19 protein-coding genes are annotated in these 26,443 nt (G+C 40.1%); 15 read left to right on the top strand and 4 right to left on the bottom strand.

Features of this window, described 5'->3' with window-relative positions:
• Positions 1-26: 26 nt before the first annotated feature.
• From ABIB30_RS03570 to ABIB30_RS03555, 4 genes are all read left to right on the top strand, one after another.
• A complete protein-coding gene (locus ABIB30_RS03570; RefSeq protein ID WP_354299380.1) occupies positions 27-1,292 on the top strand; it encodes a hypothetical protein in 1,266 nt (421 codons plus the stop codon).
• Between the two features lie 17 nt (positions 1,293-1,309).
• Complete coding sequence (locus tag ABIB30_RS03565; protein ID WP_354299379.1) at positions 1,310-2,548, top strand: quaternary amine ABC transporter ATP-binding protein; 1,239 nt, start codon at positions 1,310-1,312, stop codon at positions 2,546-2,548.
• Between the two features lies 1 nt (position 2,549).
• Positions 2,550-3,380, top strand: coding sequence for an ABC transporter permease (locus ABIB30_RS03560; RefSeq protein WP_354299378.1), 831 nt, complete (start codon positions 2,550-2,552; stop codon positions 3,378-3,380).
• A 70-nt stretch (positions 3,381-3,450) separates the two neighbouring features.
• Positions 3,451-4,317, top strand: a complete 867-nt coding sequence (locus ABIB30_RS03555) for a glycine betaine ABC transporter substrate-binding protein (RefSeq protein WP_354299377.1) — start codon at positions 3,451-3,453, stop codon at positions 4,315-4,317.
• Positions 4,318-4,433: 116 nt separating this feature from the next.
• On the opposite strand, the gene ABIB30_RS03550 is transcribed toward ABIB30_RS03555, so the two are convergent.
• Entirely contained in the window at positions 4,434-4,895 is a 462-nt protein-coding gene (locus tag ABIB30_RS03550; RefSeq protein ID WP_354299376.1) for a VOC family protein, read from the bottom strand.
• A 178-nt stretch (positions 4,896-5,073) separates the two neighbouring features.
• On the opposite strand from ABIB30_RS03550, the gene ABIB30_RS03545 reads away from it, so the two are divergent.
• From ABIB30_RS03545 to ABIB30_RS03510, 8 genes are all read left to right on the top strand, one after another.
• The gene (locus ABIB30_RS03545) at positions 5,074-6,054 is read left to right on the top strand and encodes a glycoside hydrolase family 43 protein (RefSeq protein ID WP_354299375.1); all 981 of its coding nucleotides are present in this window, start codon (positions 5,074-5,076) and stop codon (positions 6,052-6,054) included.
• A gap of 593 nt (positions 6,055-6,647) precedes the next feature.
• Positions 6,648-11,114, top strand: a complete 4,467-nt coding sequence (locus ABIB30_RS03540; protein WP_354299374.1) for a Pls/PosA family non-ribosomal peptide synthetase — start codon at positions 6,648-6,650, stop codon at positions 11,112-11,114.
• 108 nt (positions 11,115-11,222) lie between these two features.
• Positions 11,223-12,137 (top strand): SAM hydrolase/SAM-dependent halogenase family protein, encoded by a 915-nt coding sequence (locus ABIB30_RS03535; protein ID WP_354299373.1) that lies wholly within the window; start codon positions 11,223-11,225, stop codon positions 12,135-12,137.
• A 1-nt stretch (position 12,138) separates the two neighbouring features.
• Positions 12,139-14,817: a TonB-dependent receptor gene (locus ABIB30_RS03530; RefSeq protein ID WP_354299372.1), complete on the top strand. Its 2,679-nt coding sequence runs from the start codon at positions 12,139-12,141 to the stop codon at positions 14,815-14,817.
• 205 nt (positions 14,818-15,022) lie between these two features.
• The gene (locus tag ABIB30_RS03525; RefSeq protein WP_354299371.1) at positions 15,023-16,261 is read left to right on the top strand and encodes an MFS transporter; all 1,239 of its coding nucleotides are present in this window, start codon (positions 15,023-15,025) and stop codon (positions 16,259-16,261) included.
• 315 nt (positions 16,262-16,576) lie between these two features.
• A complete protein-coding gene (locus tag ABIB30_RS03520; RefSeq protein WP_354299370.1) occupies positions 16,577-16,981 on the top strand; it encodes a DUF3995 domain-containing protein in 405 nt (134 codons plus the stop codon).
• A 96-nt stretch (positions 16,982-17,077) separates the two neighbouring features.
• Positions 17,078-18,118 carry a hypothetical protein gene (locus ABIB30_RS03515; protein ID WP_354299369.1) on the top strand — a complete coding sequence of 347 codons (1,041 nt, stop codon included), beginning with the start codon at positions 17,078-17,080 and terminating at the stop codon, positions 18,116-18,118.
• Positions 18,048-20,384, top strand: coding sequence for a hypothetical protein (locus ABIB30_RS03510; protein WP_354299368.1), 2,337 nt, complete (start codon positions 18,048-18,050; stop codon positions 20,382-20,384). Before ABIB30_RS03515 ends, ABIB30_RS03510 begins: the two co-directional genes overlap by 71 nt.
• 117 nt (positions 20,385-20,501) lie before the next feature.
• Here ABIB30_RS03510 and ABIB30_RS03505 read toward each other — a convergent pair whose 3' ends face one another.
• Positions 20,502-22,811 carry a glycoside hydrolase family 3 protein gene (locus ABIB30_RS03505; RefSeq protein WP_354299367.1) on the bottom strand — a complete coding sequence of 770 codons (2,310 nt, stop codon included), beginning with the start codon at positions 22,809-22,811 and terminating at the stop codon, positions 20,502-20,504.
• 315 nt (positions 22,812-23,126) lie between these two features.
• Here ABIB30_RS03505 and ABIB30_RS03500 point away from each other — a divergent pair, with 315 nt between their 5' ends.
• Both ABIB30_RS03500 and ABIB30_RS03495 read left to right on the top strand, forming a co-directional pair.
• Positions 23,127-23,630, top strand: coding sequence for a GNAT family N-acetyltransferase (locus tag ABIB30_RS03500; protein WP_354299366.1), 504 nt, complete (start codon positions 23,127-23,129; stop codon positions 23,628-23,630).
• A complete protein-coding gene (locus tag ABIB30_RS03495; RefSeq protein WP_354299365.1) occupies positions 23,617-24,558 on the top strand; it encodes a GNAT family N-acetyltransferase in 942 nt (313 codons plus the stop codon). Before ABIB30_RS03500 ends, ABIB30_RS03495 begins: the two co-directional genes overlap by 14 nt.
• An 8-nt stretch (positions 24,559-24,566) precedes the next feature.
• Here the strand turns inward: ABIB30_RS03495 and ABIB30_RS03490 are convergent, their stop codons facing one another.
• Positions 24,567-24,938, bottom strand: a complete 372-nt coding sequence (locus tag ABIB30_RS03490) for a VOC family protein (protein WP_354299364.1) — start codon at positions 24,936-24,938, stop codon at positions 24,567-24,569.
• Between the two features lie 190 nt (positions 24,939-25,128).
• Here ABIB30_RS03490 and ABIB30_RS03485 point away from each other — a divergent pair, with 190 nt between their 5' ends.
• Positions 25,129-25,905 carry a glycoside hydrolase family 16 protein gene (locus tag ABIB30_RS03485; RefSeq protein WP_354299363.1) on the top strand — a complete coding sequence of 259 codons (777 nt, stop codon included), beginning with the start codon at positions 25,129-25,131 and terminating at the stop codon, positions 25,903-25,905.
• An 82-nt stretch (positions 25,906-25,987) separates the two neighbouring features.
• Here the strand turns inward: ABIB30_RS03485 and ABIB30_RS03480 are convergent, their stop codons facing one another.
• Positions 25,988-26,344, bottom strand: coding sequence for an RNA polymerase sigma factor (locus tag ABIB30_RS03480; RefSeq protein WP_354299362.1), 357 nt, complete (start codon positions 26,342-26,344; stop codon positions 25,988-25,990).
• Positions 26,345-26,443 lie beyond the last annotated feature (99 nt).

Genomic DNA, 26,443 nt, shown 5'->3' with positions numbered 1-26,443 from the left:
TAAGCCAGCGTATATAAACTTTATTTATGAAAATAAAATTACAGCACTTATTAAGCTGTATAGTATTTACCGTTATTTTACCTTTAACACTAATAGCGCAAGACTCTACATCAATAAAAAAGGATACTACAGCAATAAAAGGGGATAATACAGCAATAACAAGGGATACCACAGCAATAACAAGGGACACCACAGCAACTCCTTTAAAAAAGGATACCACAATCACTCCTTCGCGTCCGGATAAACCAGTTCTGAAAATTGGGGGCGCATTAAGATTCAACTATAATCTATCCTCCTGGAAAAAAGAACAAGTTAAAAGAGGAGGTGATTTTGGCCTTGACATGTTTCGTATCAACGCAGATGTTGCTTATAAGAAACTGGATTTTCACGCAGAATATCGCTTTTACTCTAAAGATTTCGGAGGAAGCTTCCTGAAAGAAGGTTATGTGAGCTATCTTTTCAATGATAGTACCCATATGGATATCGGACTGGTTCAGAATCCATTTGGAAATACAACCTATAACTCTCATAACTGGTTCTTTAACCTTCCATATTATGTAGGTTTTGAAGATAAGTTCTCGATGGGTGTTAACTTCCATCAGCGCAGAAACCGGTGGATCTATGATATTGCCTTCTTTAAAAATGCAATGGAGCTGAACTTCGGAGATAAATCAGGAACAGACCCATCCCGTTATTCTTATGACGTTGCCGGCAGAAACAAAGAAGTTAACCAGGGGAATATCAAAACAGAGTATTTGATAGCAGAAGATAAGAAGATTGGTATTTCCGGCATGATTGGTGGAGTATACAACATCCCTACCGGAAGAATGGGGGCCAGATGGGCTGCTGCATTACACACAGACCTGACCTTTGGTAAGCTTAATGTTAAGCTGCAATCTATGTATTATCAATATAATCTATCTGATTCATCTCAGTATAAAAATATAGTACAACTAGCTGCCTATGGTTCATCCTACGATGTCGCCCGCAAAGCTTACCTGCATACCGCATCTTTCGCTTATACACAGCCTGTAAAACTGGGCCCGGTTAAGTCAATTGTTTTTTATGAGAACTACTCTTATATGAACAAACCACAAGCTGGATTTAAAGATACACAGATGAATGTACTTGGCTGTATGATCAATGCAGGAAACCTGGTGACCTATGTGGATTGGGCAGCAGGAAAAAATCAGCCCTGGTTAGGGCCGGATTGGCAAAACGGATTATCTACAGGTAATCCGGATTCAAAATGGACTAGCCGGTTCAACATTAATATTGGCTATTATTTTTAACGTAAAACATCTATACTATGTCTAAACTTAAGATAGAAGACCTTACACTCATATTCGGTAAAGAAAAAGAGGAGGCACTCACACTATTAAAACAAGGGAAAACCAAAGCAGAAATCCTGAAAGAAACAGGATGTACAGTTGCGGTAAAGAATGCCAGTTTTAATATAGAAAAAGGCGAATTCTTTGTAATTATGGGGTTATCGGGTAGCGGTAAGTCTAGTTTGCTCAGATGTCTGAACAGGTTAATTGAACCTACTTCGGGCAGTGTCATTTTGAATGATGTAAATATCACCAGCCTTGGTGACAAGGAATTACAGAATGTCCGTAAAAAAGAAATGGCTATGGTTTTCCAAAACTTTGGATTGTTACCTCACCGTACAGTGCTGGAAAATGTAGCATTCGGTCTGGAATTACAGGACATCCCTAAAGAACAACGTGAAGCAAAAGCTCAGGAAGTTATTGAGATGGTGAGTCTGAAAGGATATGAAAATCAAAATACTTCAGAACTTTCCGGAGGTATGCAGCAACGTGTTGGTTTGGCCCGCGCTTTAGCGAATGATCCTGAGATCCTGTTAATGGATGAAGCATTCTCTGCATTGGATCCGCTGATCCGTACACAGATGCAGGATGAGCTGATCGATTTGCAGGAAAAAATGCATAAAACGATTGTATTTATTACGCATGATCTTGACGAAGCTATCCGTCTTGGAGACCGTATTGCCATTATGAAAGATGGTGAAGTGATCCAGATTGGTACACCGGAAGATATTTTAACCAATCCGGCAGATGATTATGTGTCTTCTTTCGTGGAAAAAGTGGACCGGAAATCAATCATTACTGCGGCCAGTTTATTATTTGAAAAACCTACAGTGGCTATTTTTAGAAAAGATGGGGTGGAAGGTAGCTTAAGAAAGATGCGTTCTTCAGGATTAACATCGCTGCCAGCAGTTTCTGTAGACAAACATTTCCTTGGTTTCGTTTATCTGAAGGATATTCTGGAACTCAAAGCCAAAGGACAACAAACCATAGAAATGGCTATTGTCAAAGACGTACCTGTTGCTTATCCGGAAACTACAGTGGAACAAATGCTTCCATTTATTGCAGAAAACGGAAGAGCAGTACCGATTATCGACAGAGAAACTAATAAACTGCTTGGAATCGTTGCACAGACTTCTCTGCTGATAGAGACTACAGGAACTTCCTGGGAAAATGTGACCGGAAACTCAATTGATAACTTACAAAACGAAGTAATATAATATGATACATATAGGACCTTATATAGAAGAATTTATAAACTGGCTTACCAGCAATTTTGGAGCCTTATTTAATATCATAAAGATTATAGTGATCTCAGTAGTGGATTCCGTTGAATGGATACTGATGTTCCCTCCATTTTATGTAATCATTTTACTGATTGCTTTCCTGGCCTGGAAACGTACAGGTTTAGGCGTGACCATATTTACCATTTTAGGCTTAACGCTGATCTGGGCAATGGGCTACTGGGGGCAAACAATGGCTACACTGGCGCTGATTCTGTCTGCTGCATTTATTGCATTGCTAATGGGGGTGCCGATGGGAATCTGGGCTGCTAAAAATCCTTTGGCAGGAAAAATTATGAGACCCATACTCGACTTGATGCAAACTATGCCAGCGTTCGTTTACCTGATTCCGGCAGTATTGTTTTTTGGTTTGGGAAAAGTACCCGGAGCATTTGCGACCATCATCTTTGCGATGCCTCCTGCAGTTCGTTTAACTACGCTTGGAATTAGCCAGGTGCCTAAAGAAATTGTAGAAGCAACCCGTTCATTTGGTGCTACACCGAGACAGTTGCTCTTTAAAGTAGAGCTGCCTTTAGCCTTGCCTACCATTTTGGCCGGGGTGAACCAAACCATTATGATGGCACTTTCCATGGTTGTTATTTCAGCAATGATTGCAGCCGGAGGATTAGGTGAAGTGGTATTGAAAGGAATTACACAACTTAAAATAGGATTAGGATTTGAAGGTGGTATCGCTGTGGTGATCCTGGCCATTATCCTGGATCGTATTACGCAATCCTTTGGGAATACTAAAAAGAAAAGTATAGCCTAAGCGTAGGTTTAGGTGTAAAACGCAACAAAAAGTATTAATGATATTGAATCAAAAAATTAAATCTATTCAAATGAAGAAAGTAATTAGCGGATTATTAATAGCACTGACAGCAACCACACTTTATTCTTGTGGAGGCGCTGCGAACAATAAAAAGGTAACAATAGGTTATGTAAACTGGGCAGAAGGCGTAGCCATGACGCAGTTATCAAAAGTATTACTGGAGAAAGAAGGTTATACTGTAGAATTGAAAAATGCAGACGTTGCGCCAATTTTTGCAGCAGTAGCAGGCGGGGATGCGGATGTCTTTATGGATGCCTGGATGCCAGTCACTCATAAAGAATACATGGATAAGTTTGGCGCAAAACTAGAAGTTTTAGGTACTAATTATGCAAATGCACGTATCGGTTTAGTCGTTCCTGATTATGTAAAAGTAAACAGTATCGAGGAATTGAACGCAAATGCTGCACTTTTTGAAGGCAAAATTACTGGAATTGATGCAGGTGCCGGAATTATGAATAAAGCAGAAGTAGCTATTAAGGACTATAGATTAAAGTTTGAACTGCAATCGGCAAGTGAAGCAGCAATGCTGGCTATTTTGAAGAAAAGTATTGATGCAAAGAAACCAGTAGTCATTACAGGCTGGTCTCCACATTATATTTTCAGTACTTATAAGCTGAAATTTTTGGCTGACCCTAAAGGTGTTTTTGGAAAAGTTGAAACTTTACAAACTGTTGCGAATAAAGACTTTGTGAAATCGAACCCTCAGGTCACTTCTTTTTTCAGAAACTTCCAGTTAGATGATACGCAGTTGGGTTCATTAATGGCTGCGTTAACAGGAACTGATGATGATAAAGCTGCCATTGAGAAATGGTTAGCAGCTAACACCGGATTTGCAGTCAGAATGAGCTCTTTTTTAAAGACTGAATCTGTAAAATAGTAAACAGTGCCAGGGTACTATACTAATAAGTGCCATGAATCTCAAAAGGCTATATGTCCCTTTATCAAGGAGCATATGGCCTTTTCTGTTTTAAGCGTCTTTTCAGTATTATGTTTTTAAGCGTCTTTCAACGCCTTCATATCAAGCTTATCCATTTTCATCATTGCACTCATTACTCTGGCAGCCTTTTCAGGGTCATTATGATTTAATAACCTGCTTAAATCAGCAGGCACGATCTGCCATGATAACCCAAATTTATCTTTAAGCCAGCCACATCTTGATTTTTCTCCTCCTTCAGCTAACTTTTCCCAGAACTCATCTATTTCTTCCTGTGAATGGCAATTCACAAACATAGAAATTGCCGGGGTAAAAGAAAACATCGGGCCTCCGTTCATTCCCAGGAAATCCTGCCCATCCAGGTGAAAAGAGGCGGACATCACAGAACCCTTTGGCATCGGGCCGCCTTCTCCATAATAGGAAATGTTTTGGATCACTGAATTTTTAAAGATGGAAGTGTAAAAATGAATCGCCTCCTCCAGATTGTTATCAAACCATAAAAATGGGGTTATCTTTTTCATACGTAATATATTTGGTGGTTAATTAATTTTAATTTATTTACCCATACATTAGGGATAATAGTACCCAAGCCCGTTTAATGTTTAAATATACCTTAGTAATTTCATTTAATGAAGGGGGAAAAGAGACATTTAATGGGGTGAATTGTACTTTATATAGCCTAAACTAATAACCAAAACCATGAAACGTATTTTGATCCTTCTCGCTTGTTCAGCATTCGGAACTTGCCTTTTTGCGCAGAAAAAACCAGTTAAAACCTCAGGTAATCCGATTTTCCAAGGCTGGTATGCAGACCCTGAAGCCATCGTTTTTGATAACAAATTCTGGGTATATCCAACTTATTCCGCTAAATATGAAGAGCAAGTATTTATGGATGCTTTTTCATCTTCAGATCTTGTTACCTGGAAAAAACATGACCATGTGCTGGATACTGCCGATTTTAAATGGGCAAAAAAAGCAGTATGGGCGCCCTCCATCACTAAAAAAGACAATAAGTACTACCTCTTTTTTGGCGCAAATGATATACAAAGTGATCAGGAAACAGGAGGAATCGGGATCGGAGTGTCCGATAAGCCCGAAGGCCCTTTTAAAGATTATCTCGGAAAACCATTAATTGATAAATTTTATAATGGCGCGCAGCCTATAGATCAGTTTATATTTAAAGATAAAGATGGTCAGTATTATTTGATATACGGTGGTTGGGGACATTGTAATATCGGGAAAATGAAACCCGACTTTACTGGCTTTGTTCCATTCGAAGATGGCAAGTTATTCAAAGAAATTACTCCTAAAGGTTATGTGGAAGGCCCATATATATTTATCAGGAACGGAAAATATTACTTTATGTGGTCGGAAGGAGGATGGACAGGTCCTGATTACTCCGTAGCCTATGCTATAGCCGATTCACCAATGGGCCCCTTCAAAAGAGTGGATAAAATACTTAAACAAGATCCGAAAATTGCCACTGGTGCAGGCCATCACTCTATCATCAAGCATCCTCAAACTGGTGACTATTATATTGTTTACCATAGAAGACCATTAGGTGAAACCAATGGAAACCACCGGGTAACCTGTATCGATAAAATGGAATTTGATGCCAGCGGATTGATTAAACCAGTACAGATCACATTTGAAGGGGTAAAAAGTAATCCGATCAAATGATAAACAGCAATCCAACCAGATAAACTATAATTTTTCTTTGAACCGTTACAATTAAAGCCAGATAAAGGCGTTTTGTTCGTGTTTTAAACCTTGTTTTTTAATTTGTTTTATTCATTTTTGCAGCCCTTCTTTAAGCAATTAAATCAGCAGACTTCAGCAAAAAAACTTTAGTAAAGAAGAAGGTGAACAATAACGAAGCACAATAAAGACGAACAATGACGAAGAACAATAAAGACGACGTGGAGTAGAAGACGACAGTAGAAAAAGAAGTCTGTTGAAACACGAGAAGAGCAGTGCGCCTGATCGGCAGAGCAGGCGCACTGCTCTGCCGATCAGGCGGAACCAGAGAAAATGATAAGAGAAGAAAAGGAATGGTACTGTATAAAGGATAAACTGAACAATTTAACAATAACGCTTTAGGACTGGTTTTTGTAAACTATAAAAACAACCAATAATGCCCTGATTGATTTAAATCCTATTTAATAGCAATAGGATTATGGGAATAACAGAAAAAACAACTAAGTTGTACATCCCATATAGATAGGGATTACAGACTGATTTTTGCTAAGAATTTTAAATACGCTGCTATACAAATGAATGAATTAACCGGGCCTTCTAAACAAACTTTAAACTTATTAAGTGCTGTTACAGGAGCTGTTTATGTGCTGTTGAATAAATATCAGGCCTATCTGAACGATGTAGTAAAGATTGAACTGAGCATTCAGGAAAACGGGCAAAACGGTAAAATAGAAAGTGCAATGGAGTTTCAATATCCGTTAGATGGATCATTGACTTTCAATGCCTTAAGCGATCGTATTTCCAGCAGTATTGATATCCTGGATAGCAAGTTCAATGACGACTTCTTTTTGCTGATTATCTGGAAAAGCGACGATCAGGCCCATGAATATAAATGTATCATTCGTATAGAAGACGGTGATGTGGCCGGCACAGTATTCAGCTGTAAAGACACCGCATTTTATGCTGCAGTTTTTAAACAAGCGCACAGCCATTTTCTGAATATATTACAACAAGTAGCAGAAAATCCGGTGATACAAATCTCCAAACTCTCCTTTATGGACGAAGAGGAGTTGGAACAACTTGCCATTTTTAACACCGGTCTGATCGATAACGCAGTTGGAACGCCCGAATTATTACACTCTATATTTGAGCGCACTGCATTAACTTTTCCTCAAAATGGGGCAGTTCATTCAGCAAGCAGGCAAGTCAGCTATCAGGAATTAAACCTGGCTGCAAACCAGCTGGCAGCACGCCTGATTGCAAAAGGGATAAAGCAAGGTGATTTTGTTGGGATTCTGCTCAAACGCTCCCCGGAAGTTTATCTTTCCATGCTTGCCATTCTTAAAGCAGGGGCAGCCTATGTTCCGCTGGATATTGGTTATCCCGAAGATAGAGTTAGTTTTATCCTGGAAGATTGCGGCGCTAAATTTTTGTTAAGTGATGAAGCGTGCTCTGCCAGCTTCAAACTTTCCTGCGAAGTGATTGTGGTTGATGGCAGCTCATTTGACATTCGTCAAAACGATACTGAAGCTCCGGAAATAGCAATTACAGTAGCCGATCCGGCCTATATGATCTACACCTCCGGGTCAACAGGACGTCCTAAAGGCGTAATTATCTCTCATGCAGCGATCAGTAACCTGGTTAAAGGAGAAGACCGTTTATTTGAATTAAACCCACAGGATAAAGTTGCACAAGTTTTTTCTGTAGCCTTTGATGCTTCTTTAGAGGAAATCTGGCTGGCTTTCAGATCAGGTGCTACCTTATTTCCTGTTTCGGAAGCCGTAATGCATTCCGGATCAGATTTGAGTGACTATATTGCAACGCATCAGCTCACTGTGCTCTCTACAGTGCCGACTATGCTCTCGATGATGCAATATCCCTTGCCATCACTCCGCCTGCTGATTCTTGGTGGAGAAAACTGTCCGCACGAACTATTACTACCCTGGCATAGCAGTGGCCTGAGAATTGTAAATACTTACGGACCAACAGAAGCAACAGTCATTGCTACCTATGCCGATTTTGATCCCTTGCATAAAATAACAATCGGGAAACCCGCCGTTAATTATACTACCTATATCCTGGATGAACAACATTTACCAGTACCCATAGGCGTACCTGGTGAACTTTGTATCGGCGGGCCAGGACTGGCTATCGGTTATTTGCATCAGCCAGAACTTACCGCGGAAAAATTCATCCAACCAGCTTTTCCACTTTCAGATACCGCACCATCCTGCTTATACCGCAGTGGTGACCTTGCCCGTTTTAACGAACAAGGGAATATTGAATTTTTAGGACGGATAGATCTTCAGGTCAAACTCAGAGGTTACAGAATTGAGCTTTCAGAAATAGAATCGCAATTACTGCAAATTGAAAGTATTAAAAATGCAGTCGTCACCGTTAAAGAAGATGAACAGAAAGTACAAAGACTGGTTGCTTACCTGATCCTGAAAGGAGAAGCAGATACTTTTAACGAAGAGGGCTGTAAAACACAACTTAAAGCCAGATTAGCGCCTTATATGGTGCCTGCAGTATTTGTAATTATGGAAGCTTTTCCACTGCTGGCCAGCGGTAAAGTAGACCGGAAACTCTTACCTCAGCCGGTTAAAAAATATAAAACAGAAGGACGCAAGCTTGTAGCCGCCCGTACGCCAACAGAAACTATGCTGCTGGAGGTTTGGAAAAAATACTTTGAACCACAAGAAGTTTCCGTGATCGATGATTTCTTTGACCTGGGCGGACATTCACTGGTCGCATCGATGATGGTTTCAGAATTACGGAAAACAGGCGCTGCTGCACAAATTTCCGTGCAGGATATTTATACCTGTCGTACCTTGGAAAAACTTGCGGCGAAAATCAGTGCGATTGCGGATGACAATGAACAATTGCCAAAAGAAAAAGCCGAACCCACAGTCAGGTTAAAGGTATCAGCGGGCATGAAGGCCTTAACCTCATTCTTGCAATTAATCAGTGTATTTGTCTTTTTTATGATTGGCTCAGCGGGGTTGATGGCACCCTTTGTGATCCGGCATTTCGGCTCCTCAACCAAGGTATACGACCTGTTAGTTTATGGTGTTACCGGTTTCTCGGCTTTATTCTTCTCTATCATTATTCTGTCCATCGTTGCGAAATGGGTACTGATCGGTAAATTCAAAGCAGGAAAATATCCACTTTGGGGCTGGTATTATCTGCGTTTCTGGATTGTAAAGAAACTGATTGACCTGAGTCCGATTGGTATTTTGAGTGGAACGCCATTCTTGAAATGGTATTTCAGCCTGATGGGTGCAAAAATAGGAAAGCGCGTATTCCTTGGCTCAGACAGGATCAGGGTTTTTGATTTATTGACAATTGGTGATGGTTCCAGCATTTCCAAAGAATCACATTTATTAGGTTATAAAATTGAAGACGGTGCACTGGTTATAGGCAGCTTAACCATTGGGGAAAACTGTTTTGTAGGTACACGTTCAGTGATTTCACCCGGTGCAGTGATGGAAGACGGATCTGGAATAGGAGAGCTGTCACAACTTCAGCCCAATACCACAATTCCTGCCGGAGCCTACTGGAAAGGAACACCAGCTGTACCTATCGGCCCGAACAAAGCAGCTCCAACTATCAAATTCACCGGACAGAACAAACCGATGAATTTCGCATTATATGTAGCTGTGCTAGCTTTAACATTAGGTTTTGTATTTGTCTTTCCTTTTGGATTAAGTATACCGTTTATTGTGGTCTATTACGAAGTGATCTTGTCTTTTGGACTAGGCTGGGCAATGCTCTTGTCCATCCCGATTTCGGCCATGTATATTATCATTTACTGCGCGTCAGTAGCGCTGTTTAAATGGCTGATCATTGGTAAACTCAAAGAAGAAGCCTTTAGCATGTACAGCTTCAAGTATATCCGGAAATGGGCAGTAGATTCCCTCATGAACATGAGTTTAACCTATTTCAGGTCGGTTTATGCCACTATATACCTGTCTTCCTGGTTAAGACTGATGGGCACGCGGATCGGTAAAGCCACAGAAATATCAACCGTCAATCAAATCACAACTGACCTGGTAAAAATAGGTGCAGGAAGCTTCCTGGCCGACTCTGTAAGTTTAGGCTCTCCAGAAGTACACCAGGGCACGATGTACCTGCGTCAGATTACCATCGGGAACAAAACTTTTATTGGAAACAGTGCTGTGATTTCGGCAGGCGACACCATTGGCAGCAATTGCCTGATCGGTGTATTGTCTACCCCGCCATCAAATATTGAACGAAAATATATCAATGACTCTTCATGGCTTGGTGCACCACCGATGTATTTACCTAAAAGACAGGAGAGTGTGAAATTTGCGGATGACCTGACCTTCAGACCAACTAATAAGTTATATTTTCAGCGTGGTGTCATTGAACTTTTTAAAATCACACTGCCTTATGCCATTACCTCGGTGATCCTGTTGTTATTCTATCATTTAATTGATAACTATTATGATCATTCTGGCAGACATATCGTTTATACATTGAGCCTTGCTCCATTCTTACTGCTGGCACTGATTGGTATTTCTGCTTTAATCACTGTCCTTTTTAAAAAGGTACTGATCGGAACTTATAAGCCATCCAACCAACCTTTATGGAGTATGTTTGTTTGGAAAAATGAACTCGTTAACTCGCTTTGTGAAAATATGGTTTATCCTTTATTAGTCAATACACTACTGGGAACACCATTTGCACCAATATTTTTCAGGATGATGGGTTGTGATATTGGAAAAGACGTTTATATGGATACCAGTGAGATCACAGAGTTTGATCTGGTGCATATAGGAGACCATGTAGCTATTAACCACATGTGTACTATACAAACCCACTTATTTGAAGACCGTGTCATGAAAATGGCGCATTTGCACATTGGTGATAACTGTAATATAGGGGCTATGAGTGTAGTACTCTACGATTCTACGATCGAAGAAGGTGCTACTTTGCAAGCCCTGTCCTTAGTGATGAAAGGCGAAACGATCCCAAAACAAACACAATGGGCTGGTTCGCCAGCCAAATTTGTAAAGTAATTTAAAGAATAGAAAAATAACAAGGTGAAATAAAACTGATTATATAGGGTTTAGTTGTTGCAACTCTGGTGTTATCTACTAAATTTGTAGACTTTAACCAAGACCCCGATGATCACAAACCTAAAACACAGTATTACCTTATTTTTTCTATTCTTTGTTACCAACCTGGCCACAGCCCAAAACAAGATTCTTGTTTTTCAATCAGACTTCGGCTTAAAAGACGGTGCAGTATCCGCCATGAAAGGAGTGGCTATTGGCGTTTCACCAGAACTTAAAATATTCGACCTGACCCATGAAATCCCTGCCTATAATATCTGGGAAGCCGCTTACCGTTTAGTCCAGACCGTACCTTATTATCCAGCAGGAACTGTATTCGTTTCTGTGGTAGACCCTGGTGTAGGAACTGCCCGTAAATCGGTGGTGCTTAAAACCAAAACAGGACAATTTATCGTGACCCCAGACAATGGTACACTGACCTTAGTCGCACAATCCCTGGGTATCGAAGAAGTCCGTGAAATCAATGAAGTCAAAAACAGACGCAAAGATTCCGGGAAATCCTATACTTTTCACGGCCGTGACGTTTACGCTTTTACAGGTGCAAGATTAGCTTCAGGTGCAATCACCTATGACCAGGTTGGAAATGAACTTCCAAAACAAGTTGTAGAAATCCCTTATCAGAAAGCGACCCTGGAAAACGGAAAACTTAAGGGAAGCATTTCTATCCTTGATGTACAATACGGCAATATCTGGACAGACATTACAGCGGAACTTGTGAAACAACTTAATCCACAATACGGAGAACTGCTTCATTTGCAGATCTTTCACAAAGAAAAGAAAGTTTATGAAGGAGATATGCCTTATAGTCAAACTTTTGGCGCTGTTGCCGAAGGTAAGCCTTTAAGTTATCTGAATAGTCTGCTACAATTATCTTTTGCTTTAAACCAAGCTAACTTTGCCGCAGTTCATCACATTGCCAGTGGCAATGAATGGAGTGTAGAAGTGACCTTAAAGAAGGGTAAATAGGATGAGGATATTAATTTACGCTTTTCTTTTTTTACTGATTTCAACTGCTGCCTTCTCTCAAACCAGGACGATAACCGGCCGGGTCATGGATCAGCACAACAACCCATTGCCAGGTGCAACAGTTGTCATATCGCCCGATGGTAAACAAACCAACAGTGATCAGACAGGAGTTTTTAAAATAACCGTGACTGCTCAGGCACAAGTCATTGGAGTCAACTTTGTAGGCTATAAAATTTTTAAACAAAAGCTGACCACTGCAAACTACTATGCTATTAGCCTGCAAGCAGACGAAGCTGTCCTGGATGAAGTTGTTTTAGTTGGTACACGCAGTACAGGCAGAACAAGGTTGAATACGGCAGTTCCTGTCGATGTATTCAATATTCCAAAATTACAAATGATGGCTCCGCAGAATGATTTAAATCAGCTGTTGCAATATGCCTCTCCCTCTTTCAATTCTAACCGCCAATCTTCTTCTGATGGCAGTGAACACATCGATCCTGCCAGTATCCGTGGCTTAGGGCCGGATCAGTTACTCGTGCTTATTAATGGAAAACGCAGGCATACTACTTCTTTGGTCAATAACCAGGGAACGATGGGTAATGGCTCTGTAGGTACAGATATGAACTCCATTCCAGCCTCGGCAATTGAAAGGATTGAAGTTTTGAGGGATGGTGCCTCTGCACAATATGGCTCAGATGCAATTGCAGGAGTCGTTAATATTGTTTTGAAACAGAATACTGATAAATTAATGGTGGCAGCTACCGGAGGGATTACTTCCAGAGGTGACGGCCAGGTTGGGCAGCTCAATCTGAATTATGGAACTGCTTTAGGCAAAAATGGTGGTTATTTAAATCTGACTGCTGAAGGTGCTTACCGGGGTAAAACCACACGTGATCAGAACAATGAACTGATTATTTTTGATCAGTCCGCTAATCCAACTCGTGCTTATGATGACGCACAACTAAAAGCAAGGGGCCTGACCAGAGATGATTTTAATTTCCAGATCGGAGATGCTAAAATTCAGAACTTATCTGCCTTTTTTAATCTTGGAATGCCATTCAACAGTGGGAAAACTGAATTCTATGCCTTTGGAGGTTATAATTACAGAACAGGAGAGGGCTTTGGCTTTCGCAGGCTACCGAGTGATCCTTCGGCTAATGTGTATAGTATTTTCCCTGACGGTTACCAGCCCAATACCACCTCAAAGATCAACGACAGATCTTTAGCATTTGGATTTAAACAGAAATTGGGGAACTGGAATGCTGACCTGAGCAATACTTTAGGTGACAACAGATTTGACTATGAAGTGAACAATACCGTGAATGCTTCGTTACAAGATAAATCTCCAACTAGTTTTAAAGCGGGAGGCCATGAATTCCTGCAAAACACGACCAACCTCGATTTTAGCCGTAAACTTGATGTCGCTTCAGGCTTGAACCTTGCCTTTGGAGCAGAATTCAGAGTGGACGATTATCAGATCCGGGCTGGCGAGGAGGCTTCCTGGAAAAACTATGCTTTGATTACAAACCCTGACGGTACAGTTTCTAATCCTTCGGGATTGGCAGGGGGGGCACAATCATTCAATGGTTTTTCTCCTGATAATGTAGTGCATAAAAACAGGAGCAATACCGGCTTGTATGCAGATGCAGAACTGGATATAACTTCAAAATGGCTGATTAGTGGTGCTGCAAGGTTTGAACATTACAGCGATTTTGGCGCTACAGTGAGTGGTAAATTCGCAACCCGTTATAAAATTACCTCTAAATTTAACATCCGGGGAGCAATCAGTAATGGATTCAGAGCACCATCCTTGCATCAGCAATATTTCAGTGCGGTAAGCACCGACATTTTACCAGATAATACCCTTGGACAATCCGGCTTCTTTATCAATAGCAGCCCTGTAGCAAAAGCGCTGGGGATTCCTAAGTTAAAACAGGAAACCTCCATGAATTATAGTCTTGGTTTTACAGCCCAGCCATTTGCTAATTTCAACATTTCGGTAGATGGTTACCTCACCGATATTAAAAACAGGATTGTATTGACTGGAAGTTTTGGATATGATGCATTTGGGGACCCCGTCCCGGAAGTTCAAAGTATCCTGAATTCTTATGGTGTATCTTCTGCACGCTTCTTCAGCAATGCAATTGATACCCGGACTCTCGGTATAGATGTGGTTGCAGATTATAATATCAAATCAGCAAACCATACCTATGGCGCTTCTTTAGGATTTAACTTCAACAGGAATAAAATTATTGGCGACCTGCATATTCCCGGCCAGCTAAAAGGGCAGGAGGATATCTTTTTCTCACCTAATGACAGAACTTTAATTACAGAGGGAACACCAAGGATAAAAACTAACCTGGCCCTGAATTATGGGTATAAGAATTTCAGTTTACTGCTGCGCAACGTTTACTTCGGAAAAGTAGCCAGAAATAGCTTCCCTTATGGAGAAGAACAAATTCACAGCGGAAAAGTAGTAACGGATCTATCTTTAAGTTATGCTGTAAAACCAATAACCTTTACTATAGGCGCTAATAACCTTTTTGATATCTTTCCTGATCAGCAGATCTATGCCAATAGTTATTTTGGCGTATTTAAATATGCTTCAGTACAAATGGGAACTCTTGGAAGTTATTATTTCCTGCGGGCGACACTGGACTTGCCCAATAAAAAAAGATAAGCAACGGGCTTAAGGTGGATAACCTTAAGCCCGTTTTTGTTTGAATTGTGTAATATTTGTAAGCTGGATAACGGGCGTGCTTGCTGTTTTAAGCTATGTGGGTGGTGTTATCACCACTTATTTAATATGGCATCATTGAATTGTGTAATCATTTATTTGATTATTGTAATTGCAGGAGTTGCTAAAGTGGTAATTTTGTAGCATTATGATAACGATTACCTCCAAATCGAAAGCTATTAAAGATCAACACCAGGGAATAGCCACCCTGTTAGCTTTTGCACTACTACCTCTATCTGGCTTTGCAACTGATATTTATATTCCGTCTTTGCCAACTATGGCGGGGGAGATGAATGTAAGCAGTATTCAGGTGCAACTTACTTTAAGTATCTTTCTGATCAGTTATGGTGTGTCCCAACTCTTTATCGGGAGTGTCCTGGATAGCTTTGGACGTTACAAAATCTCCCTGATTTCGCTGGTGATTTTTGCACTCGCAAGTTTTACGATTGCAACTACACACAATATTTACCTGATTTATCTGATGCGGATCATCCACGGATTAACCGTCGGCGCTATTATCGTGGCCAAACGTGCATATTTTGTCGATGTATTTTCGGGAGATAAGCTTAAACACTATTTAAGTCTTTTCTCTATCATCTGGTCTACAGGCCCGATTGTAGCCCCTTTTATAGGTGGTTATTTACAGGCAGCTTTCGGTTGGGAATCTAACTTTTACTTTTTAGGAGGTTTTGCACTGGTGCTGCTGGTGCTGGAATTGGTTTACAGCGGCGAAAGCCTGGTCCATTTTACCGAATTCCGTTTCCGTAATATTTTAAATATCTATACGACGATGGTAAAGACCGCAAGCTTTTCACTGGGTATTGTGATGCTTGGTCTGGCTTACTGTATGGTGATGATTTACAATATGACCGGGCCGTTTATCATCGAACATCATTTACAACTATCTCCTATTATTGCGGGTTATAGTTCCCTGTTTTTAGGCTTTGCATGGATGGTTGGCGGCTTTATTGGTAAAGCAACGATTAACAAGCCTTTTTTCAGAAGACTTGCTGTTAATGTAGGACTGCAGGTTGCCTTTGTAACTATAATGATTATCAGCCTGAACTTTGTCAGTAACTTGTACTCGATGCTCTTCTTCGCCTTCATCATTCACGTAGGTGCAGGATATACTTTTAATAATTATTTCACCTTCTGTTTAGGCAAGTTTCCAAAAAACGCAGGTATTGCAGGTGGTTTGACCGGCGGGATTACTTATGTAATCGTTTCGTTTTTAAGTTATGGAATTGTGAATGTCGTACCAGCAAAAGATGAAACAAATCTGAGCTACAGCTACTTGATCCTGATTGCATTATCAGTAGTGATTATGCTGATTATTTCCAATATCAACAAAAAAGCTGCAAATCAACTCGTAGCGCAGACTGCATAGCATAAAGATAATGACTGGCGAAAAGCTTTAGCCATTAAAAAAAACAGAACGGGATCTTCTTCTTAAACGTGGATGATCCCGCTTTTTACGGCATAAATTACCAATCCGGAGATCTTCCTGAAGCCTGTTTTTTCAAACAATTTAGTGCGGTAACCCTCTACAGTCCGTGTATATAGTTCAATTGGCTAAATTGAGAGCGCGTTTGGTTATGGTGGTCAAGTATGGGAGCCAGGCAGGGGATAAAACGCGCTTTTTTATTTTCCTGGTCATGCTTGAAAAACTGTAGTTTTGGGCATGATTAATTTGTTGACTTTATTGAACGCAATAATTTTTATCGCTTTAGCATTGCTCCATGTTTATTGGGCGTTTGGCGGAATTTGGGGAAAAGATGTGGTCGTGCCTACAGGTGCATCAGGTCAGAAATTATTCTTTCCCAGCGTTCTTTCCACACTTATTGTGGCTATAGGATTGCTGATTTTTGCGTTAGTTAATCTCAGTATTAAGTATTTACTTGTTTTGCCGCTAAACCCATTATTCCTCCAATATGGGATCCTTGTGACCGGGCTCATCTTCCTGATCCGTGCAATTGGTGATTTTAATTATGTTGGATTGCTGAAGAAACATAAAACATCAGATTTTGCGCGGCAGGACCGTTTATTTTACACGCCTTTGTGTTTAACACTTTTCATCACTCATCTGCTGATCTTTATAGGATTTTAAACGGATAAAATCTCGTTCTGCTGAAAAGGAAACCAGATTTGTCTACCTTTACGGCATTCTTAAATCGTATTGGGGATGAAATATTAATTTGCTGCTATGCGCCAAAAAGTAATTTTATCGGGGTTAATTCTGATCGGTCTGATCACCTGTTTCATGACGGGCTGTAAAGAAGAAAAATCCACAGCTAATGCTGCTTTTTATTACTGGAAAACTACCTTTTTATTGGATAAATCTCAGGCTTCACTTTTGAAGGATGGAGCTGGTAATCAATTGTATCTTCGTTTATTCGATGTGATTTGGGATGAACAGAAAAATGATGTCCGGCCTAATGCGGTGATCAATATTAACCAGGATGTGAGTCAATTCCATATTGTCCCGGTTATTTATATCACCAACAAGACCTTTGAAAAACTGACTCCCGGTCAAATTGAACCATTGGCTGAAAAGGTCAATAAGTTAATCAATGAGATCATGACACAGAATAAAGTGTCGTACCAGTGTGTGCAGATCGATTGCGATTGGACCACAGGGACTAAAAACCGCTATTTTACTTTTCTTAAAGCTTTTAAAGCGGTCAATAAGAAACAACTGGAAGCAACAATCCGTCTGCATCAGATCAAATATGCTGACCGTACCGGTGTGCCGCCTGTTGATAAAGGCTTATTGATGTTTTACAATATGGGAAAAATATCAGCCCAGCTGAAACAACGCAATTCAATTTACAATGCTACAGATGCCTCAAAGTATATCAGCTATCTGCCAACTTATCAATTGCCTTTGGATATTGCGCTGCCTTTGTTCTCCTGGGCCATACAAATCAGAGAAGGAAAAGTTATTCAGCTTTATGGAAAGATAGGTCAGAAAGAACTGTCAGACCGGAATAATTTTCAGCAAATGGCTCAATCAAATGTTTATAAAGCAAACAAAAGTTTTTATCTGTCAGGTCTTTATATTAAAGAAAATGATTTGTTTAAACTGGAGGAGGTAAATCCGAAGCTCTTGAACCTGGCAGCGAAACAACTCTCCAAACACCTTGCACATCTTGAAAATAGAAATATAATATACTATGAATTATCAACCGTCGCTGCTTCAGCGCTTGAAGCAAAAGATATCAAAGAAGTTTCTGCTCATTTTTAGTGTTTGTTCCATTGCGGTAGCAGGTGTTGTAGTTGCCTGTGGTGATGGTGGCTATTACGATGATTTTGAGAGTTCCAGCTTTGCACCTGAAGCCTTTGTAAGCAGTACTTATTCTCCTTTTTTCTTTACCAGTGAAATCACTTATTACAATGGATATAATCTGGATAATAGCAATACCCGTTATAATCAATTGGTTGTGAGTGAATGGAATTCCTGGTTTGAGAATAAGGTAGATACTGCTGCACTGAAAACACTGCTGATTAAAGCTAGTTCGGGAAATGTTGATTCTGTTGCCCGTTATTATAAAGGAAAATTGGCCGTATTGCCAGCAGGGATGCCTGAGCTGAAAAACGCAAAAGCGAATAAAAAGAAAGTCAATTCTTTTCTTGACTATTTGATTCTGGCTAAAGAATGTGAGGTTTATGCAGTAGGAGACGGCGATTACTGGTCTTATGAGAAAACCCCTGTAAAAGAGGTGCCTGTAGTGCTGGAGAACACTTTACTGAAAGCTGTGGATGATGCAAAAGATCCATTTATCAAACAGCGTCTATGGTTCCAGATGGTACGTTATTACTATTTTAAGCAAAAACAGCATGCAGCTGATGTGCCAAAAGCTGATGTACCTTTGCCAGCATATTTTGCTAAACAAGAAGCCGCTTTTCCAAAGAATATGATGTATTACCGTACATTGGGGTATCTGGCTGGCTATTATTATCAAAAGGGGGACTTTGCGCAAGCAAACTATTTGTATAGCTTATGTTATAATTACTCTTTTGAAATGAAAATTCCAAGCAGATGGAGTTTTCATCCCCAGAATGAGCCGGACTGGAAACAGACTTTGAACCTGGCTAAAAATGGGGACGAGAAAATCACGTTGTGGCAGATGTTGGGAAGCAGCAGGGATGAAGCACGTGCAATTAAAGAAATTTATGCCATTGATCCTAAATCTGAAAAACTTGATCTTTTACTGAGCAGACTGGTTAATATCAGGGAATCACAAGGACAGTCATGGAAAGATACAAGTAAAATTGATCCGGTAACACGTGTGGCAATAACGGCAGAGCAGGCTTTGGTCGGCAATATTGCTAATGAAGAGAAAACATCAAAACCTTATTACTGGAACCTGGCTGCAGGTTATCTGAATTCGCTTTCAGGGAATTATGCGCTGGCCAAAACATTTTATACGAAGGGAAGAAAACAGTTACCGGTAAATGATACCCTGGTGATGGCACAATATAAAGTGCTGAACTGGTTGCTTTATTTGAAAACGCTGAAAGATATCGATACAAATGCTGAAGCTGAGATGGTTGAACCTCTTAACTGGTTGAATAGTTTAAGTAAGAATAAGAAGTCAATTGCTAACCTTCGTTACAATAGTGCGATTGCTCAAAGTATGACCTTGTTATCTGCACAATATAAAAAGCAGGGAAATGTATTAAAAGCATACTTTTTTGCCCCTGAAATGACGTTCTATAACAGCAATGAAAGGATAGAAGCTGCAAAAGCATTGCTGAATAAAAAAGATAAAACTCCTTTTGAACTGGCCATGCTGAACTATTATTCGATTAATGTTGGACAGCTGAGCTATTTACAAGCTATGTTATTGGTTTATCAGGAGAAATTGGACGAAGCTATTGTGCTGATGAAGCAGGCAGATACAGTCAACAGAACTGAACTGATGGCTAATCCTTTCAATATCAAGATTCAGGATTGTCATGATTGTGATCATGAGGCCGATAAGGATAAAAAACATTTTACAGTATTAGGCTTTATTGAGGCTTTAAAGACAATTAAAGCAGACCTGGCTGCTGGTAAAGAGGTATCCAGAAATGCAGCACTGCTGGGTAATGCTTATTATAACATTACGCATTATGGGAATGCCCGTGTATTTTACTATTCGGCTTCAGTAACAGAAAGCTATGGAGATTCTCCTTATAGTATTCCGGTACCTTATAGAAAGATAGTGACTGATAGTAAAGTCGCGGAGAAGTATTATCTGCTGGCGCGCGCCAATGCTAAAACCAAAGAGTTAAAAGCAAAGTATACTTATATGGCCGCTAAATGCGAGCGGAATGAGATTTACAATATGCAATACAATAGTCCAGGCAATGACCGGAAGTATTATGGAGGCTTTGATTTTAGTAAAATACCTACTGGTAAATATTTTGCGGAGTTGAAAGCACAATACAGCCAGACCAAATATTATCAGGAAGTATTAAATGAGTGTGGTTATTTTAAAGCTTACATCAATAAAAAGCATCAATAAATAGCATTAATAAGAAGTATTAACAAGAGGCACTGACAAGAACCAGTAATCTTGTCGTTATTTTCAGAAAGGAGCGGATATTTGTATCCGCTCCTTTTTTATGAAATGATATCCATTCTATTTAGAATGATATTTGGTGTTGCGCTCATCGCTGATTTGTCCTTTCCAGTTCAATCCGTAACCGAAATCATAAACATGCCCTTGCGCGTCTTTGTGGCACGTCATATCGAAAGGCACGTCTTCATATTGCTGTTCTACTGTTAGCATGTTAGCGGGCATCTGAACGGGCAATAAGCCAGAAGGTTCTGTAACTCCAGAGATAATATCCAGTACAGCTTGCCCGGAAACACCAAAATGCAATACAATTCCTTCCACTTGCTGTTCAAACTCATTAAATACCATAGGTTTTGAGGCATTGACCACTACAATAACTGGTTTTTCTTTCATTGCTGCTTTTGTATCCAGGATGGTCCTCAAATCCATCGTATTGTAAGCAGTAACGGTCTTATTGGCATAAGAACGGTTGCTGACCGCAGGGTCTATGACCGGATCTCCGGCAGCCATACTCTGTGTTCTGGCTGTAGAAGCGGTATAAGCGCCATATTGTAAAGTGATTGGGACGTAACCATTGCCTCCGGCTTTTCTGTCTGTCAAATCGTAGCCGCCTTCTGCGCTGTACGGACTGGATATAAAGACAATAGAAAAATCGGCCTGGGCAGGGTCTTCCGTTATATTATAATATCTTTTGATCAGATTGATATCTACTGGATAATCAAATTTTGGAGCAGCTAAGTTTCCCCACCAGTCTTTGGACGCTGGGTAATATATTTTTGGCACAAACACAGTTTTGTTTTTTGCAACAGGCAGGATGGAAGACTTATTTTTAAGTAAAACTACCGACTTCAATTGTGCCTGGTAGCCTGCTTTCATAAATTCAGTATTCCCTACGATTTGTTTACTTTCCTGAGGATCCAGATAAGAGTTCTCAAAAAGCCCTACACTGAAAATGTTTTTCAATAACCGGATTGCAGAGGTTTCAAAACGGGCACGCATAAATTTTGCTCCGTATTCTTTGATACCCATTTGATATGCTGCCATGATCGGTTTAATTTCATTGTTACCGCCAAACTGATCTACGCCGGCCATGATCACTTTATAATGCCTTTCGTTGATTGTTAAAGCTTCCGCACCCCATGGTTTGCCTGCAAAAACATCAGGTGTGGCACCTTCATTACCAGTAATCAACCAGTCGGTACATACTACACCATCATAACCGTATTTCTCTCTCAACAGGTCCGTAATCATGTATTTGCTATAGCCATTGGCTACATTCTGACCAGAAGGATCTTGTCCATAAGTAATTGTATAATAGGGCATCACTGCTGCTGCTTTTTTGGTTTTACCATCCAGCTTAAAAGCCCCGTTAATGAACGGAATCAGATGCTGTTCCAGGTTCTTTCCAGGATAAACAGCAAATTTACCATAAGCCCAGTGTCCGTCACGGCCGCCTTCTTCAGCACCTCCGCTGGGCCAGTGCTTAACCATAGCATTGACACTTTTATAACCCCAGCCATCCTTAATTTCATCTTTTCCGAAGGAAGTCTGAAAACCGTCAATATAAGCGCGGGCCATATCTGCAGACATTAACGGGTTTTCGCCAAAGGTCATGGCAATGCGGTACCAGCGTGGTTCTGTACCTAAATCTATTTGTGGGGAAAGTGCCGTAGAGATTCCTAAAGCCCGGTATTCCTGGGCAGCGATATGTCCAAATTCTTTGACGATAGCCGGGTCAAATGTTGCAGCCATTGCTAATCCGTCTGGCCACATGGAAATAGTACCTCCGGCGCCTGCATTAAATTCACTGTTGATCGTTGCGGTATGGCGGGGATCGGAACTGGTATTTCCAGGTATCCCCAAACCTATGCCCTCTACAAAGGCTTGCATGTTGTTATTCCATGCGGCAGCAACTTCAGGGCTTTGTACCTTGGTAAGGAGGATGTGCCGCAGGTTATCTTCTTTTAAGAATTTCTTTTGATTATCGCTCAGGTCTTCTGCTTTGGCTTTACTCTTACTAAAAACCTTTCCATTATAAGTGGCTGAACCGAAACCGGAATCAGAGCCTGGAAGCATCTGATGGCCAATGTAAAGCATCAATCCGGAAATTTGTGCTATAGTCATCTGTTTGGCCAGATCCTGGGCTCTTTGATCGGCGGGTAATCTCCAGTCTTCATATTTATCCAGCTTCCCGTTTTTGTTCAGGTCTTTGAATTTAAGCCCGTCAACTGTCAATATTTTAACGCCCGATGCCGGGTTGTAACCCAATACAATTCCATTTGGATTAGTGATTAATTTATAATTTTTTACTTCCTGTGCTGTCGCGGCGCTGAGGCAGGAGAAGGCCAGAAGTGTTAGTATTTCTTTTTTCATACAGTTTTGGTTGGTGTGGTCTGGTCACTATTTGATTGTTTGTCTGGAGCGTGTTTCGTTATTTTTCTGGTGAATTTTGATAGTTTATCTGCTTTGTCTTCAGGGATATAATGGTTAATCTTTGTGGCTTACACTTTGTTGCTTCAGTATGAAGCAATGGTAAACTTAATTTTCTGTTTTTCCAAATTCATATTTAATCCGTCAATTATATTTTGCAGAAAACCGTTTACAGTAAAGTGGTTCAAATGCAATTATTTGATAATAATTTGTATTTATGTAGGTGACTACGTACTTTTACACTTATATATTATAGAGATGGAAACACAATTTGAAATCACCACATCAACAGTTGCAGAAACAGAACAAATCATTGATTTAATACTTACTATTCAACAACAAGAGTTTAATATTCCGATTACTGCTGCAGATCAGCCTGACCTGAATGAGATAGATCAGTTTTACAAAGCACCAGGGGGAGAATTCTGGATTGCAAAAGATCAGGATCAGGTTATAGGCTCTATTGCCTTAATTAATATAGGAGACGGGATTGGTGTGATCCGTAAAATGTTCGTTCACAAAGATTACAGGGGTAAAGAGAAAGGGATTGCACAAAAACTATTGGATACGCTGATCGCTTATGCGGGCGCAAAAGGAATTAATGCGATTTATTTGGGAACTGTTGAGAAATTACAGGCAGCAATTCGTTTTTATGAACGTAATGGCTTTATTCCTATTGAAAAAGCGAATTTACCAGCGAGTATGCCTTTAATGAAACTGGATACTCATTTTTTTGTTTTACACCAGAATGATGACAAATAAAGAGACTGTTAACCTCATAGATGAATCTGGTATATTAGCGATTTCAACGCGTTTACAACGCCTAAGCGAACAGTTTCGTAAGGATGGGTTACTGTTGTATAAAGCTTTTGGAATAGAATTCGAACCGAAGTGGTTTCCTGTAATCTATACGCTGCAGTTCAAATCTCCTTTAAGTATTCTGGAACTTGCTGCTGAAATTGGCTATGCGCATCCTTCGACAATTAGCTTGCTCAAAGAGCTGGAACAGCAAAAGCTGATCAGCTCTTTGCGCGATAAAACTGATGAAAGGAAGCGGCTGATTGTTTTAACAGGTAAGGCATGGGAACTGATTGAGCAAATGAAACCGGTGTGGGATGTTATGGTCAAAGTGCTGTCAGAGATCACTGAGAACGAAAATAACTTGTTAAAGGCTTTAAACGAATCTGAAGAACAACTTCGGAAAATGGGCTTCTTGGAACGTGCAATGGTTCTGGTAGAGCAGATCAAAGCGGGTAAGGTTGAAACTCGTGCGGAGCCTCTTGAAATGGAGGTTCAGTTAGTAGAAACTGCAGCGGGATTGAAAACTTCCGGAGCTATATTAAAGTCAGTTTTAAGGGAAACGGCTGGAGATAAGTTATTTGCTGTTTCTGCGGATGTGCAGTCTTCTCATTTTCTAGCTACTGTGCAAGACCTGCCAGCAGGAACCTGCAGTTACCACAAAACTAAAACAGGGAACAAAATCGAAGGGCTGGCTATATTAGAGCAGTACCGGGGAATGGGAGTAGGGAAAGCGCTGATCAAAGCAATTACTGCTGCACAGGCGGAGGTCTTTTATGTAAATTCTCCCCTTGCTTTAGTGAGCTGGTTTGAAAAAACAGGTTTTTCTAAAAAGGGTAAAGAGCTGGAGAAATCCGGTGGCCTTTATTATAAAATGGTTTTTAATCATTAACAGGGCCACTAATCTTTGTAATTGCTTATTTCTATCAAATTCAGATCAGGATCATTAATGTAAACGGATACAATCGTTCCGTTAGCTCCTGATTTTTCGACCGGGCCTTCAATAATCCGGATATTTTTATCCTGTAAGTGAGCTATGACTTTTGCAGTCGGCCAGCTACTGATCAGACAAATATCTGCTGACCCTATACCTGCTTTATTTCTGGTTTCCTGTCCTAATAGCTGAAGGTTTATCTTTTGATTACCAAATTTCATTGCTCTTCTGCCGTTTGCAAAAGTTATTGGTGTCATCAGGAGAATGGATTCATAAAAGATGACTGAACGCTCGATATCAGTCACCGTAATTACGATATGATCAAAATGGGTTATCATTGCTCTCTGTTTTTATTAGGTAAGTAAAGGGGCTAATTTATCATTTTGAAAGTTGCAAAAAGTAGTTTTTACTCATTTATACTAACTATTTTGGAAATATTTATAATTTCATTACCCCTGTTTGTTTTATTAAGTGTCAATAGGTTAGATGTTTATATAAATAACTAAACCTACCAAAAACCAAAAACGTATGAAAAACATGTATTTGATCGCATTTATTGCGATGCTCGCCATCTCTTGTAAAAAAGATCAGGCTATTGCTGACAATACCGGGCAGCAAACAGACAAAAAATCGGTTGCCGCAGTAAGTACCATCGTCTTTAGTGGACTGACCTGGAATGTGAAGGATTTGGGAAATACTACTGTAGGCCCAGGTCCTAATTACTGGTCTGGAAGTAGTGTCTGGGTGGATGCTCAGGGATTTCTCCACTTAAAATTGAGAAAAGATCCGGCAACTGGCAGATGGAACTGTGCGGAGATTTATTCGCAGCAGAAATTTGGCTATGGCTCTTATGTCTGGCAGATAGAAGGCCGCCCGGATCAGTTAGATCCAAACCTGGTATTTGGCTTGTTCAATTACAAAGATGGTGACGACGGTCATCATGAAGTGGATATTGAATTCGCAAGATGGGGCAATAGCCAATGGCCTAATTTCAATTATACGGTCTATCCTGCCTATGGAAATCCAGACACGAGAGATTCTAAAACTTATGAACTAGCTTTAAATGGTACTTATAGTACTTATAAATTTACCCGTACCAATCAGCAGGTGGCTTATAAAAGTTATCATGGACATACACAAAACGAAGCCAATGCTTTTTATGCCTACAATACTCCTGCAGGTTTCCCGGTTAGTACAGAAGCGCTGCCAGTACATATGAATTTATGGTTGTTTAGTGGCCATGCTCCTGTAAATGGACAGGAAGTAGAAATGATTATTCACTCTTTCAAATTTACGCCTCAGTAATCAATTGATAAGAAAGCTGGTGAAATGAATATTCATCAGCTTTCTTTATCTGCTTTTAAACATAAGCAGAGCAACAGGAACTCTAATTAATTCCATTATGGATGGACGTTAACATCGAATAGCTTGATCTGCGCTTAGCTTGAGGTTCAGCTTTTCCTTCTCTGTATAATTGCAGCACATGAGAACGTAGAGATGTTAACAAATAAGGCAGTAGTTTCTGTGCCTTTTTATTCTCCCTTTCTTCCCAAAGGCTCACAAAGACATTTTCTGTAATTGATTCCGCAAGCGTTGGATTTTGTATTCTTTTATAAGAATCGTTATAGACTTTCTTCCAGTACCGTTCAAAAATTTCTGTAAATGCGAGCCGGTCACTTTTCTTTAAATGTTTGAGTAACATCGTGTCGCTAAAATAACTGTAGACGGTTTTTTCTGATTCCATAGTAATCCCTTTAGGTCAATATAATTAGGTTTTTATTTACCAAGTATAAAAAAATAACCGCTAATTTTTATCATAATAAATGGTTGTAATTCAGTTTTT

The sequence above is a fragment of the Pedobacter sp. UYP1 genome (genome assembly GCF_040547305.1).
Lineage (GTDB): Bacteria > Bacteroidota > Bacteroidia > Sphingobacteriales > Sphingobacteriaceae > Pedobacter.
The sequence above is the reverse complement of the archived record's forward strand: the minus strand, read 5'-3'. Positions and strand labels throughout refer to the sequence as shown.